Origin of the sequence: Nocardia sp. GP40 (genome assembly GCF_050434125.1) — a bacterium.
Lineage (GTDB): Bacteria > Actinomycetota > Actinomycetes > Mycobacteriales > Mycobacteriaceae > Nocardia > Nocardia albiluteola.
This window is the reverse complement of record NZ_JBNPVW010000016.1, coordinates 146360-159500: the sequence shown is the minus strand read 5'-3', so window position 1 is coordinate 159500 and position 13141 is coordinate 146360. Positions and strand designations below refer to the sequence as shown.

The 13141-nt window shown below is 68.2% G+C and carries 15 protein-coding genes; 6 read left to right on the top strand and 9 right to left on the bottom strand.

Translation table 11 applies throughout. From position 1 onward, the window contains the following. The first annotated feature begins 17 nt into the window (after positions 1–17). Complete coding sequence (locus ABH933_RS36975; RefSeq protein WP_429424652.1) at positions 18–317, top strand: hypothetical protein; 300 nt, start codon at positions 18–20, stop codon at positions 315–317. On the opposite strand, the gene ABH933_RS36970 is transcribed toward ABH933_RS36975, so the two are convergent. After that, positions 303–1805 (bottom strand): hypothetical protein, encoded by a 1503-nt coding sequence (locus tag ABH933_RS36970; protein WP_429424650.1) that lies wholly within the window; start codon positions 1803–1805, stop codon positions 303–305. The genes ABH933_RS36975 and ABH933_RS36970 overlap by 15 nt on opposite strands. Before the next feature lie 309 nt (positions 1806–2114). On the opposite strand from ABH933_RS36970, the gene ABH933_RS36965 reads away from it, so the two are divergent. Continuing rightward, complete coding sequence (locus tag ABH933_RS36965; protein ID WP_429424648.1) at positions 2115–2735, top strand: nucleotidyltransferase family protein; 621 nt, start codon at positions 2115–2117, stop codon at positions 2733–2735. A gap of 14 nt (positions 2736–2749) precedes the next feature. Then, the gene (locus ABH933_RS36960; protein ID WP_429424646.1) at positions 2750–3751 is read left to right on the top strand and encodes an XdhC family protein; all 1002 of its coding nucleotides are present in this window, start codon (positions 2750–2752) and stop codon (positions 3749–3751) included. An 8-nt stretch (positions 3752–3759) separates the two neighbouring features. Here the strand turns inward: ABH933_RS36960 and ABH933_RS36955 are convergent, their stop codons facing one another. From ABH933_RS36955 to ABH933_RS36940, 4 genes are all read right to left on the bottom strand, one after another. Then, positions 3760–4857 (bottom strand): ABC transporter substrate-binding protein, encoded by a 1098-nt coding sequence (locus ABH933_RS36955; RefSeq protein ID WP_429424644.1) that lies wholly within the window; start codon positions 4855–4857, stop codon positions 3760–3762. An 85-nt stretch (positions 4858–4942) separates the two neighbouring features. Beyond that, positions 4943–5740, bottom strand: a complete 798-nt coding sequence (locus ABH933_RS36950) for an ABC transporter permease (protein ID WP_429424642.1) — start codon at positions 5738–5740, stop codon at positions 4943–4945. Next, positions 5737–6486, bottom strand: coding sequence for an ABC transporter permease (locus ABH933_RS36945; protein WP_429424640.1), 750 nt, complete (start codon positions 6484–6486; stop codon positions 5737–5739). Before ABH933_RS36945 ends, ABH933_RS36950 begins: the two co-directional genes overlap by 4 nt. Beyond that, on the bottom strand, positions 6483–7319 hold the full coding sequence (locus ABH933_RS36940) for an ABC transporter ATP-binding protein (RefSeq protein WP_429424638.1): 837 nt from the start codon (positions 7317–7319) through the stop codon (positions 6483–6485). Before ABH933_RS36940 ends, ABH933_RS36945 begins: the two co-directional genes overlap by 4 nt. 352 nt (positions 7320–7671) lie before the next feature. Here ABH933_RS36940 and ABH933_RS36935 point away from each other — a divergent pair, with 352 nt between their 5' ends. Next, positions 7672–7983, top strand: a complete 312-nt coding sequence (locus ABH933_RS36935; protein ID WP_429424636.1) for a zinc-binding dehydrogenase — start codon at positions 7672–7674, stop codon at positions 7981–7983. 12 nt (positions 7984–7995) lie between these two features. Here the strand turns inward: ABH933_RS36935 and ABH933_RS36930 are convergent, their stop codons facing one another. Continuing rightward, a complete protein-coding gene (locus tag ABH933_RS36930; RefSeq protein WP_429424635.1) occupies positions 7996–8337 on the bottom strand; it encodes a hypothetical protein in 342 nt (113 codons plus the stop codon). Positions 8338–8752: 415 nt separating this feature from the next. Between ABH933_RS36930 and ABH933_RS36925 the strand changes: the two genes are divergently transcribed. Together ABH933_RS36925 and ABH933_RS36920 are read left to right on the top strand one after the other, a co-directional pair. Next, a complete protein-coding gene (locus tag ABH933_RS36925; protein ID WP_429424633.1) occupies positions 8753–9019 on the top strand; it encodes a hypothetical protein in 267 nt (88 codons plus the stop codon). Positions 9020–9095: 76 nt separating this feature from the next. Further along, positions 9096–9902 carry a COG4705 family protein gene (locus ABH933_RS36920; protein WP_429424631.1) on the top strand — a complete coding sequence of 269 codons (807 nt, stop codon included), beginning with the start codon at positions 9096–9098 and terminating at the stop codon, positions 9900–9902. Positions 9903–9904: 2 nt separating this feature from the next. On the opposite strand, the gene ABH933_RS36915 is transcribed toward ABH933_RS36920, so the two are convergent. The 3 genes from ABH933_RS36915 to ABH933_RS36905 are packed head-to-tail and all read right to left on the bottom strand — an operon-like array spanning position 9905 to position 12830. Beyond that, positions 9905–10729: a class II fructose-bisphosphate aldolase gene (locus tag ABH933_RS36915; protein ID WP_429424629.1), complete on the bottom strand. Its 825-nt coding sequence runs from the start codon at positions 10727–10729 to the stop codon at positions 9905–9907. A gap of 11 nt (positions 10730–10740) precedes the next feature. Beyond that, positions 10741–11673 carry a hexose kinase gene (locus ABH933_RS36910; protein WP_429424627.1) on the bottom strand — a complete coding sequence of 311 codons (933 nt, stop codon included), beginning with the start codon at positions 11671–11673 and terminating at the stop codon, positions 10741–10743. Next, on the bottom strand, positions 11670–12830 hold the full coding sequence (locus ABH933_RS36905) for an N-acetylglucosamine-6-phosphate deacetylase (protein ID WP_429424625.1): 1161 nt from the start codon (positions 12828–12830) through the stop codon (positions 11670–11672). Before ABH933_RS36905 ends, ABH933_RS36910 begins: the two co-directional genes overlap by 4 nt. Between the last annotated feature and the right edge of the window lie 311 nt (positions 12831–13141).

Below are 13141 nucleotides of genomic sequence, written 5' to 3'. Positions count from 1 at the left end.
ACAGGAAGAATGAACCCATGCCACGCACCGACTACCCCGACGACGACGAACTGCGCGACAACTTCGACACCGAATTGGCCTCGGTGCGCGCCGGCCGCGGACTGCACACCGAGACCGGACTGGACGCCGAAACCGATGCCGCGCTGATCGCGATCGCTCGCGCCTACCCTGCCGTCACCGACGAACTGGTCGCGGCCGCCCGGGCCGCATTCGCCGGACAGCTCGACGGGTCGAACGGGGCTGCGCGCCGGGCAGCGATGCAGGCGATCATTGCCGAACACAACCGCCGCGCGCAGTCCGGCTCAGACGTCCACTGATCCCTGCCGCTCCTGGAAACGCCGCTCGAATTCCACGACATAGCGCGACGGGGAGATCGATGACGACGACTGCTCCAGCACGCCGTCATCGGCGATGTAGAAGATGGCACGGCCGATGGAGATCTCGTCCGGCTGGGTGGGCACGAACACCATCCAGCCGACACTGATGCGGCTGGCGTGCAGCTCATCCAGCGGATAGTTGGTGGTGTCGAGGTCACGGTCCAGCACGTACTGGCGGACTCGGGCAATTGCCTCGTCCTCGAGCATGGGCTCCGGCATCGTCATCGCGACTCCCGCAAGTATCAGTTGGTAGAGGGCGGCGTCGACGTCGAAGGTCCCGTCGTCACCGAAGATCTCGACGAGAGTGTCACGAGTGACCACACCCACCTCGGCAGCCGATACCAAGGTCGCTATGGCGGCGCGCTGCTCGTCGCTCGGCTGCCGCGATATCAGTCCGGCAACGACATCGACCACCGTGTCGATGGTCCACACCCCCGGCACCGCGGTGGCCAGCTCGTCTGCGCCCGGCGACTCGCCGCGATGCCAGCGACCGCCCTCCCACCAATAACAGAACGACAGCAATCCGCCGGCTGCCCGAGGATTGAGCACCGGATTGGCTACCCACAGCGGGGCGCCGGCAAATATCTGTGGCATCGGGGCGCGGTTGTTGTAGGCGGCGTTCAGCGCGGGTGCGTTCCACACGCCTCCCGACAGCACCGCCCGTCCGCCCGGCACGGCGTACAGCGTCGCGCCGCTGCGCTGGGAACCCTCGAACCAGCCCAGCGCCGGCAAAACCCTTGGACCCCATTGCGATCCCGCCGCAACGAAGGCCGCAGCAAGTACTGCCCAGCGCGCCCACATCTCCGGGTAATCGGGAAAATCGTTCTCCGACACCACTGCTCGCACGCCTGCCTCGCGGTCGGTACGCACCTGCACCGCCGCGTCGTGCGCGCTGCGGGACTGCCGATCGCCGTGGACAAGGTAGGCGGCCAGCCATGTCGGCAGCGAATCGCGCGGAAACTCCTGCAGGTCAGCGACATACACCTCAGGCGGGAACAGCTGGTCATCGGGGAACGGCTCGTCGCCGTAGTCGTAGTCGACCTCGAGTTCGCCCGAGCCGGACAACGTCAGCAGCAGCCGCCACCACGGTCCGTCGGCGAGCCCGGCGGTGGTCCTCCGATGCTCACGCGCCAGCTCGAGGGCCGCCTCGGTGGGCTGCACACGCACCGCACGCTGCTCGGCGTCGGTGAACACCACCACCGCCACCTCGGCGGCAACGGTGCACGCGAACACCGATTCGAGCCGAGTCCAGCCCTGCGGCCCGGCAGCGGCCAGATCACGCGCCAGTCGGCGGATCAATTCCCGAGCCTGCTCGACCGGGGCCTGCTTCACCGGTTCTCCGGCGATCCGGAACCCCACATCGGCCTCGTCGGCGACCGGAATCTCGTCGCGGGCCTCCGGCTCACGGCCCTCGTCTGGACTCGTCACGTCGCAGGTGTCCCCTTCATCCACACACCGGCGCTGCCCGGCGTTCAGGCTTGATATCGGACCATCTTGTCACAGCGATCAGCCGGTGATCAGGCAACGGAAGACGATCCACGGCATCGTCGCCAGACGCTTGCAAGTCTGGGACGCGTGGTGGCGCGGCCCAGACGCGTGGTGGCGTGGACTCAAAGGGCCACGAGTCTCTCGTTCCCCGCATGGCCCAAGAGGGGGAAACTTCGGTTCACCAGGGCTTAAACGTGTGATGACATGCCGAATCGGCGAAGATAACCGCGCGCGGTTACCCTCGGCCGCATGGACTACGGACGCTGCGACGGGATCGTGCTGGCCGCGGGCGCCGGCACGCGGTACGGGCGGCCGAAGGTGCTGGTAGACGAGGGTGCGTGGCTGCGGGGCGCGATCCGCGCGCTGCACGACGGGGGATGCGAGCGGGTGTGGGTGGTCCTGGGGGCGACGGGTCCGGCGCGGGTTGGCCGAAATGGCCGATGGCTCATCTGTGACACTCCGGAGATTGCGATACCCGAAGGTGTGCAGTGGGTCTGGGCGCCGGACTGGGCCGTCGGGCTGGCGGCCTCGCTGCGGGCCGGGCTCACCGCGGTGGCGGCGGCACCGGATCCGGCGCGGTATGTCGCCATCATGCCGGTCGACACCCCGGATGTCCGATCCGACGTGGTCGCGCGGGTGCTCGCGGCCGGGCGCGCCGCCGCCAGCGGGCTGTCCCGCGCGGTCTTCGAGGATCGGCCCGGCCATCCGGTTGTCCTCGCTGCGAGGCACTGGGATGCGGTAATCGCTTCCGCTCGAGGAAATTCCGGAGCCAAGGGGTTTCTGGACAGTAGACCGGATATCGTGGCGGTACCGTGTGACGATCTGGCGACGGGACGCGACTACGACTATCCGCCCACTCGCGCACGCTGACTGGGGAGGTTGTGATGCGCGACATCGTCGACGACCTATTACGGGTCTGGCACAGCGGCCGAACCGGAGCCATGGCCACCCTGGTCCGAACATTCGGCCCCTCCCTGCTCCCGATCGGCTCGTGCATGCTGGTCGACCCCGACGGCCGCGTATTCGGCTCGGTGTCCGACGGGTGCTATCAGAGCGCGATCTACGACGCGGCCCTGTACTCCGCGCGCACCGGCCGCAAGGAATTGCAGCGTTTCGATCCCGCGAGCGGCATGGACAGCGCCGACTGCGGGACCATTGATGTTTTCGTGGAACCGTTCTCGCACAGCGACTTTCCCGAATTTCCCGCAGTCGCCCAGGATCTGGCGGGCGGGCGTGCGGTCACGGTGTTCACGGTGGTGTGGCACTCCGACGCAACGGTGATCGGGCAACATCTGGTAACCGACCGCCGGCACAACACCGAATTGGTGGCGTTGCCCGAATCCGACGTGTTCTGCTGCTCGTATACCGTGCCCCCGCGCCTGATCATCTTCGGCGCCAACGCATTTGCCTCCGCACTGTGCGTCCAGGGCAAACTGCTGGGCTACCGGGTCACCGTCTGCGACGCGCGCCAGACCTTCGCCGCGGAACAATCCTTCCCGGGCGCCGAGGTGGTCGTCGACTGGCCGCACCGGTACCTGAACCAGCAGTACGCGGAGGGGGCGATCGACTACCGCACCGCGCTGGTCACGGTGACCCAGGATCCGCAGGTCGAACTTCCGCTGCTCGCCACGGCGCTGCGGCTGCCCGAATTCGGTTACCTCGGCGCGCTCGGCGCCGGGCCGGCGCACGCCCAGCGCCTGGATGCCATGCGCGAGAACGGTTTCGACTCCGAGACCCTCTCGCGGCTGTACACCCCCGCCGGGCTGGACCTGGGCGCGGGCACCCCGGCGGAGACCGCGATATCCGTCGCCGCCGAGATACTCGCGGTCCGCGCCAGCACGCCCTCGCATCACACCGGGCCCTTTCCGGCGTTCACGACCCCCTGACCTGGTACCTACTTCAGCTCCGGATGCTCGGCGAAGAGCTCGCGCAGCACCGACAGGTCGAACAGCTGGCTCGCCTTGATGCTGATCTTGGCCTTCGACAGGGCCTCGATGTTGGAGGCGATCAGCTCATCGGTCATGGTGAACAGGCCGTTGGCCTTGGTGTCGGCGGACACCACGAGGCCGTTCTGCGCGGTGGCCTCGGCGGTCTGCTCCGACAGCTCCAGGCGCTGATCCTTGCCGTAGACGTCGACGGCCAGGTGGGCGCTGCCGGCCGGATCGGCGACCGCGTCCTTCCAGCCCTTGATCTCGGCGGTCAGGAACGCCTTCAGCTTGTCGCGTTCCTTATCGATCGTCTCCTGGCGGACGGTCAGCGTTTCCGCGGTCAGTGGTAGACCGTAGTCGGCGAACATGAAGTTGGTGTTCTGGAAACCCTTGGCCGCCAGGGTGATCGGCTCGTTGGTGACATAGCTGACCCAGCCGTCCACCTCGCCGTTGGCCAGCGGGGTCGGATCGAATTGGGCCTGCACGATGTGAACATCGTTGGGCGTCATATTGTTCGCCGCCAGCAGCGCCTGGAAGATGAGCTGATTGGTGTCCTGCACACCGATCTTGCGGCCCTTCATGTCCTGCGGGGAGTGAATCGGCTTGGCCGCCGAACTGACGATGCAGAACGGATTCTTCTGGTACGTCGTGCCCACGATCTTGGCCGGAAGCCCGCCGAGCACCGCGGGCGCCGTGGTCTGCGGGGCCGAGGTGCCGATCCAGATCTTGCCGGTGTCCAGGCCCGCCTCCACCGACGTGCTGGCGGCGCCGCCGGCGATCAGGTTGACGTGCCCGAATCCGGCGTCGCGGTAGTACCCCTTGCTGTCGGCGTAGTACTCGCCGGAGAATTCGATGTTCTTCAGCCACGACAGCTGCATCGCGACGGTGCCGAATTTCGAGCCGTCGGCGGAGCTGCCGTTGGCATTCGCCGCGGATGTGCTCTTGCCGCAGGCCGAAAGCGCCGCGGCGCCGCCGAGCGCGGCACCGGTGAGGGCCGAGAAACGAAGGAACGAACGACGGTCCATGGACGAGAACCGGGCCGCCGGGGGGATCACGCGTGTCATGCCGGAACGGTAGTTCGTTCGTATTGCCATTACCGGTCTTTCGGCGATTCGAATGTGTGCGGTGTGTAAACTCCCACGGCCGAGCTCAGCTCGCTCCCGCCTCCGGCCCGAACCTGGCCAGTACCAGGTTCTCGATCACGCCCACGATCGCGTAGAGCAGCACCGACACGATCGTCACCAGCACGATGGCGGCCCACAGCTGGTTGTACTGGAAGGTGGGAATGGCCCGGATCAGGCTGGCGCCCAGTCCGGTACCGCTGCCGAGCCATTCGCCCAGTAGCGCGCCGATCAGCGCTCCCGGCACCGAGATTCGCGCGGCGGCGAAGACCGCGGGCAGCGCGGCGGGTACCGCTACCATCCGCAGCCGGGTCCAGCGCGAACCACCGTATGCGGCAACGAGTTCCATCGCCTGCACCGAGGCCGAGCGCAGCCCGGTGATGATCATGACCAGCGCTGGGAAGAACACCACGATCGCCGCCATCGCCGTCACCCCGAGGGTGCCGCGGCCGAAAACCAGCACGATGATCGGCGTCAGCGCGACCAGCGGCACCGAGCGCAGCAGCATTGCCACCGGCATGAAGGCCTGCTCGACCGGGGGCAGGGTGACGAACAGCGCCGCGACGATCAGGGCCGCGGCCATGCCCACGGCGAATCCGGTGACCGCGTCCCCCAGGGTGATTCGCAGGTCCGACACGATAGCCGCCCTCGCGCTGTCCGCGGTCGGCCCGGTGACCAGGTACTGCCAGACATCGGCCGGTGTCTTGCCCACGCGCGGCCCCACCTGAGGGAAGGCGTAGAGGAAGGCGTACCAGATCACCACCATCAGAACCAGTGAGATCAGCAGGGGGAAAAGGAATTTCGCGATTCTTCGGATCACGTTCACGAGCGTGCCTCCCGGGCCGTCCAGGGTGCGGCCAGCCGGGCCGCCAGCGCCACCACCACGTAGCCCAGGCCCGCGAGCGCGGCCGCGGCCAGCGCCATTCCCCAGGTGCGGGGCACGTTGAAGGAGGTCTGCGCCGCGGTGAGCGCGACCCCGATGCCACTGTCCACCCCGCCTAGATATTCGCCGAGGATCGCACCGAGCACCGCGGAGGGCGCCGCGATCTTCAAGGCGGCCAGGGTATTCGGCAGCGCCGCAATCAGCTGTACCCGCCACAGCTGCTGCCAGCGCCCGCCGCCGTAGGCGCACACCAGATCCAGAGCGGTACGGTCGGCCGAGCGCAGCCCGGACACGGTGCCGACCATGGTGGTGAAGAAGCAGTACATCGCGGCCAGGAAGACCGTCGGCGTGCGGCCGCCGAAGACCACCAGGATGATCGGGCCGAGCGCGAGCAGCGGCGTGCAGTAGCTCAGGATCGCCAGCTGGGTGGCCAGCGACTCGATCGGCGGCGCCAGCATGACCAGCACCGCCAGGACGATGGCCAGCGCATTACCCCAGACGAAGCCCTTCAGCGCGCCCAGCGCGGTGATCTCGAAATTCGGCCCGTACAGCGCCCAACCGTCGGAGTACATGGTGTGCAGCACATTCCACGGACTCGGGACGGTGCCGCCGGCCACCCGCAGATCGGCCAGTATCCACCACACCGCGATCAGCAGCACCACGCCGATCGCTCCGCCGAGCCGTTTCATTGCGCACTCCCGGGAGCATTGAGCGCAGCCTCGGCCTCGGCCTCGATGCCGCCACGGCCGCTGCGGCCGAACAGCAGCTCGGACAGGTAGTCGTGCAGCCGATGGAATTCGGGACTGCGCATCATCTCCGGGGTGCGCGGGCGCGGCAGGTCGATCGGCACCATCTCCACCACCCGGCCGGGTCGCGGGCTCATCACCGCCACCACATCGGACAGGAAGACCGCCTCCGCGATGCCGTGCGTGACCATCAGCGTGGTGGCGGGCTTCTCGGTCCAGATGCGCAACAGCTCGAGGTTCAGGCGCTGACGTGTCATATCGTCCAGAGCGCCGAAGGGTTCGTCCAGCAGCAGCACCGACGGCTTCACCACCAGCGCGCGGGCGATCGAAACCCGTTGCCGCATACCGCCGCTGAGCTGTGCGGGCTTGGCCTTCTCGAAGCCCTCGAGCCCGACCAGCGCGATGAGATCCGCGATCGCCGCCGGATCCACCGGCAGCCCCGCGACCTGCAGTGGCAGTTTGATATTGGATTCCACGCTGCGCCACGGCAACAACGCCGAATCCTGAAAGGCGATGCCGAACTGATGCCCGCGGCGCAGCTCGGCAGGCGTGGCCCCGTTGATGCCCGCCGTGCCGGAGGTCGGTGTCTCCAGCCCGGCCAGGATGCGCAGCACCGTCGATTTCCCGCATCCGGACGGCCCCAGCAGCGACAGGAACGCACCCTGTTCGGTATGCAGGTCGACCGAATCCAGCGCCGGCACCGCGCGCCGACCGACTCGAAACGTCTTACTCAGATCGCTGATATGGATCCCCGTGCCCGCGACTTCTGTACTCACGACTGCGCCTCGCAGGCGCTCGGCTCCGTCGTGACCACGGCCGTGGCGGCGCCTATTTCTTCCTCGCTGCGCTCACTCATGACGACACACTAGGAGCTACCGGTTGCGCAGATATTGCGAATCGGCACAACATGTTTCAGAGGCGTTACGGACGGATGCCGGGCGAGGGTCGGGCATGTAGAGAGCGCATCACCGGCCTGCTGTGTTGTGTTCCGCCCGTTTCTCCCATGATCAGCCGGAACGGCCGAGCAGCACGAACTCCTCTGAGTGCGTTAGGCACTTTCGGGTACGTACTTCTTCTGAAAACCAGCTCTTCATAAGTCATGCAACATGTCGAATGAAAGGAGAATGCGTGCCGTCGAGCCTGGCGCCCGGCGGCGTGGACCGTGCGGTCGATGCCGCGGGCTCGGGAATCGCTGCCCTCGCGGCCGTGCGCACCCGCGGTGCACATGTCTCGGTGGTCGGCGGCCCGGCGCTGACCCCCTTGCGTGGCATAAGGATTCACCAGCAGTGGATCAGCGCCGACGGCCCTACCCTCGCAGATCTCGCGCGCCTCGATCTCACCCTGCGGGTGGCCGGTACCCTCCCGCTGGAGCGTGCAGCCGAGGCGCACGAGCGGCTGGAGAAGGGCGGTCTGCGCGGCCGATTGGTTCTCGTCCCCTGACGCTGATGGCGATCACATGCAGAACCAGTCGCGGGCCGAGCGGCGGAACAGCAGCAGGAGGATCAGAATCCCGCTGATCGGCCCCAGCCATCCCGGCGGATGCCCGACCGGGATGGAGGGCACGGTCCAGAGCATGGTGAGGGCCGCGAGCAGCACCGCGGTGATCCTGATGCTGCTCCCGACGGCGCCGAACCCGAGGGCGACCAGGCCCAGCAACCAGGTGGGCACGAAGAACAGGGCCGTCAGGGCCGCCGAGCGCGCACCGAACAACCAGCCCGCCGACACCACGCACACCAGCCCGACCGCCGCCATCGCCAGTGCCACCACCTGCGCCGCGCGCACCGCGATCGGCATCCGAGGAACCGCCTGTGGTCCTGGATCGGCTCGAACCCTGTTGTCGGCCATCACCTCTCCCATCCAGCACGACCCAACAGCCCGCCGCGGAGATCGATTCGAACCATACCTTTGGGCCTGGTAACTCGACGAACGACGCGCGCACTGGGATTCGGAACGAGAAAACCGTGATCACGCCCGAACCGCGTCAAGGGCCGTTACGATTCGCTCGATTGTGTTGTGTGTCATAGCAAGTGGAGAGGCGACGATGTCGATTCCGACCGAGCTGATAGGCAGCACATCCCTCGACCCCCATACCTTCTGAACGGCATGGCCGATCTCGCGTCGGGAAGGATCGGTCAGCCCGATCTCGACGCGCTGACCGATCGGGCGATCGGAGACCATTGCGCGCCTGGAAGCCGTCGGCTCACCGGTGGTGACCGATGGAGAGCAAACCAAGCCGAGCTTCGCCACCTATCCTCTGCAGGGCATCGAAGGGCTCGCCCCCGATGGCGTGGTGATCCCCTTCGCCGACGGGCACACCCGGCGACTGCCGCGGTTGACCGCCGGGCCGCTGCGGTACGGCACGTTCGCCGTGTCGTATCTCGACAAGGCCCGCACGATCGCCGCCCGGCCGGTCACGACCACGACGGCCTGCATCTCGGCACCGGACCGGTCGCACTGGCGACCACGATCGTCATAGTGATGCTCGTCACCGTCATGGCCCGGCGTGGCCCCGTCTCAGCGGAATCTCAGCGCCCGATCGTCACCGTGGACGCGTGATAGATCCTGCGCCGGTTGCCATCTCGCCCGCCAGAACGCTCGCGTCCAAGGTTCCGGAGATCACCGCCCTGTTCTGGGTGATCAAGGTGTTCTCCACCGGGATGGGCGAGACGTTCTCCGACTTTCTCGTCTCGCATCTGCCGCCGGGGATCGCCGTCGGCGGGGCCGTGCTGGCGTTGATCGTGAGCCTGATCGCCCAGTTCCGCAGCCGCCGCTACGTGGCGTGGATCTACTGGTCGGCCGTGGTGATGGTCAGCATCTGCGGCACGATGGTTGCCGATATCGTCGACTTTGTCGTCGGCATTCCGCTGCTGCTTTCCACGGTCATCTTCGCCGCGTTGCTCGCGGTGGTTTTCGGGGTCTGGTACGCCAGCGAGAAGACGCTGTCGGTGCACAGCATCACCACGGGCCGCCGCGAAGCGTTCTACTGGACCACGGTGATGGTCACCTTCGCGCTGGGCACCGTCGCGGGCGACCTGACCGCGGGCACGCTGCACCTGGGATATCTCGCGTCAACAGTATTGTTCGCAATCGTGATCGCGATTCCAGCGCTCGCGCACCGCTGGGGCGGACTGGGCGCGATCCCGGCCTTCTGGGCGGCCTACGTGGTGACCCGCCCGCTCGGTGCCTCGGCCACCGACTGGCTCGCCTCCAACCGAGCCGACGGGCTGCGATTCGGCACCGGCTGGGTGAGCCTGGCCGTGACCGTCCCGATGATCGCCCTCATCGCCGTGCTGGCGCTGCGGCCGGAGCTGTTCGGGGGCACACCCGCCATGGCAGCGGTGCGCACCGGCCGCCGCTAGCGTCAGGCCAGCACGTGCAGCAGGTGTTCGATCTCGTATTGGATCGCGGTGCGGCCCGGGCCCAAGTACTTTCGCGGATCCGAGAGGGCCGGGTGCGCGGCCAGTTCCGCCCGAACCACCTGCGCCAGTACGATATTCAGGCGGGTGGCGATATTGATCTTCGTCATGCCGTGCCGGACCGCCGAGGCCAGGCCCTCGTCCGGCACGCCCGAGGAGCCGTGCAGGACAAGCGGCACCGGAACCTTCGCCGCCAGGCGCGCGATCAGATCGTCGTCCAGGCGGGCGTCGCGGGTCTGCATGGCATGCGAGGAACCCACCGCCACGGCAAGGGCATTCACGCCGGTGGCCGCCACGAAGGCGACGGCCTCGTCCGGATCGGTGCGCACGCCCGGGGCGTGGGCACCGTCCTTCCCGCCGACCTCGCCTAGCTCGGCCTCGATGAACACGTCCCGCTCGCGGCACCAGCGGGCGATCTTGGCTGTGCTGGAGACGTTTTCGGCGTAGTCGAGCGTCGACCCGTCGTACATGACCGATTGGACGCCGAGTTCGACCGCGGCCCTGATCAATTCGTGCGAGGTCGCGTGGTCCAGGTGGACCGCGAGCGGCGCGGTGCTGTCCTGCGCGATCTGCAGGCAGGCCCGCACGAGCGGTTTCAGCCCGCCGTGATAGCCGGCGGTATTTTCCGAAATCTGCAGGATCGCAGGGCGTTTCGTGGACTCCGCGGCGGCGGCGATGGCCTCGGCATGCTCCAGGGCGATCACGTTGAAGGCGCCCAGTCCGCCGGGGGCGGCCACGGCGATCAGCTCGGGGACGGGGGTCGAAGGCACTGCGAAGGCTCCTACGGTGTGCTGAGTCTGGTGACGACGATGGTCGGCGCGAGCCGCACGCGCAGGGCGCGGTCGATCTCGCCTGCGACCGGTATGACGACCGCGGCCGCAGAGGTCGCGACCGCATCGGTCAGGATTTCGGGCCAGTCCGGTTCGGGATCGGCAGCCAGGCCCGCGATCACGGCGGCGGCCGCGGCGTCCCCGGCGCCAGTGGGGTTCCCGGACACCGGATCGGGCGCGGCGGCGGACCAGGCGCCCGACGCGGTGACCGCGACGATGCCCTCGATGCCGCGGGTGGCGATCACCGCGCGCACCCCCGCGTCCAGCAGCGGGCGAACCGCGGCCACGACCTCCTCCGGCGTGTCCGCGGCGGATCCGGTGAGTCGTTCGAGCTCGTCGCGGTTGGGCATGAGCACCACGCCCGGGACCTCGGCGGCCAGTTCCAGCGCCCGCCCGTCCACATCGCAGATCGTGGGCACCCCGGCCGCGAGGGCGGTGTGGGCCAGTTCGGCGGGCAGGCCGTCGGACACCCCGCCGGGCTGCGAACCGGAGATGACCATGCCGCCGGTGTCGGGGAGCATGCCCGCCACCCGCACCCTGAGCTGATCGATGGCGTACGGCTCGTTTACCCGGGCGCCGGGCTCCCACAGCGAGGTCGCGGTGCCGTCGCCGGATTCGCTGATCACCACGGTGCGGCGCACCCACGGCAGCGCATGCACGAAGTCCACAGGCAGCTCGAGTTCCGCGGCCGCGGAGAACAGATGGTCGGCGAAACCTGTGGCGCGCGAGTACTTGCCCAGCTGATTCAGCACCCGGGAGACGTTGATGCCCTTGCCGCCGATGCGCTGCTCCACCGACAGCACCCGGTGCTCCCGGCCCCGCTCGAAACGCTCGACCCGGTAGGTCATGTCGTATGCCGGGTTCATCGTCACGGTAAGGATCACGTCAACCACTGTCCCCGTCGCAGGATTCGGCGTAACCCCAGGTCCCGGTCGAGCACGACGATGTCGGCGTAATGGCCGGCACGCAGATCGCCGACCTCGTCCAGCCCCGCCGCGGCGGCAGGGGTGGACGTCGCGGCGCGCACCGCATCGATCGGCGCCACCCCGCATTCGCGGATCGCCCAGCGCAGGCCCGACAGCAGGGTGGACGTACCCCCGGCGATCGAACCGTTGGCAATCCTGGCAACACCATCGCTCACAGTTACCTCCTGCGGACCGAGCCGGTACTGGCCGTCGGGCAGCCCCGCCGCCTGCATGGCATCGGTGATCAGCGCGACCCGTTCACGGGCGGTCGCGAAGGCCAGCGCGCCGAATCCCGGATCGACGTGCACCCCGTCGCCGATGAGTTCCACCACCACCCGGCCGGCGGCGGCGGCGACCAGCGCGGCCGCGACCGGCCCGGGGGCGCGGTGATGCAGCGGGGGCATGCCGTTGGCCAGGTGTGTCACGAGCGTTCCGAAACCGCTGGGGGCCAGCGCATTTCCGAAATCGAGATAGTTTGCGTCGCTGTGGCCCAGCGCGATGACGACGCCGTTGTCGACCAGAAGTTTTGCGGCGGTAACGAACCCCGGTCGCTCCGGGGCGAGCGTCATCACTCGCAGGTGCCTGCCCGCGGTGTCGAGCAGCCGCTCGATCAGCGCCGGATCCGGGTCGGTGAGATATCTCGGATCCTGTGCGCCGCAACGCACTTCAGACAGGAACGGCCCCTCGGAGTGAATGCCCGAAATCACCCCCTCGGCAGCAAGCCCCGCAAGCGCCGCGGTCTGCGCCACCATGTCCTCGGGCGCGCCCGTCACGATGCTCGCCAGCACGGTGGTCGACCCCTGCCCGTGGTGATACTCCGCAGCGGCCCGCGCCTCGGCGGGATCGGTCGTATCGAACCGATGCCCGAACCCACCGTGATTGTGAATATCCACCAGCCCCGGAATCACGATCCCGGCGGGCTCCGGCGCCTCCCGTCCCGGATGCTCCCGGGCCCACTCCGCAAACGATTGCACCCCCGCAATCCGCTCCCCGACCACGGTGACGACCCCGTCGTCCAACTCCACCGAAGCAGCAACGACCCGCCCCCGCAGCACGATCTCCGACTCCCGCGTCACACCCTCACCTCGCCATTCCGCCACTCACGCCCGTTCGCACCGTACCCCGCCCCAGCCGCACCCATAAGCACAAGCGCGCCCGCTCCGGAGTCCGCAACTCCCGGGCTGCGGCTCACCCGCATTCCGCGCGATGGAGTGTCGATACCTCCACAGCGCGCCCTCCCGAGCGCATTCCCCGCAATCCAGCCCGGCCGAACCGCGAATACCCGCATCTCGCCACAGACCGTTGGCCGCACCACGCGCCTCGCGCCCACCGAGGGATACGCACCCGCCGAACTGCCGCACGCCCGGCCGGGCCACCGGACATGTCT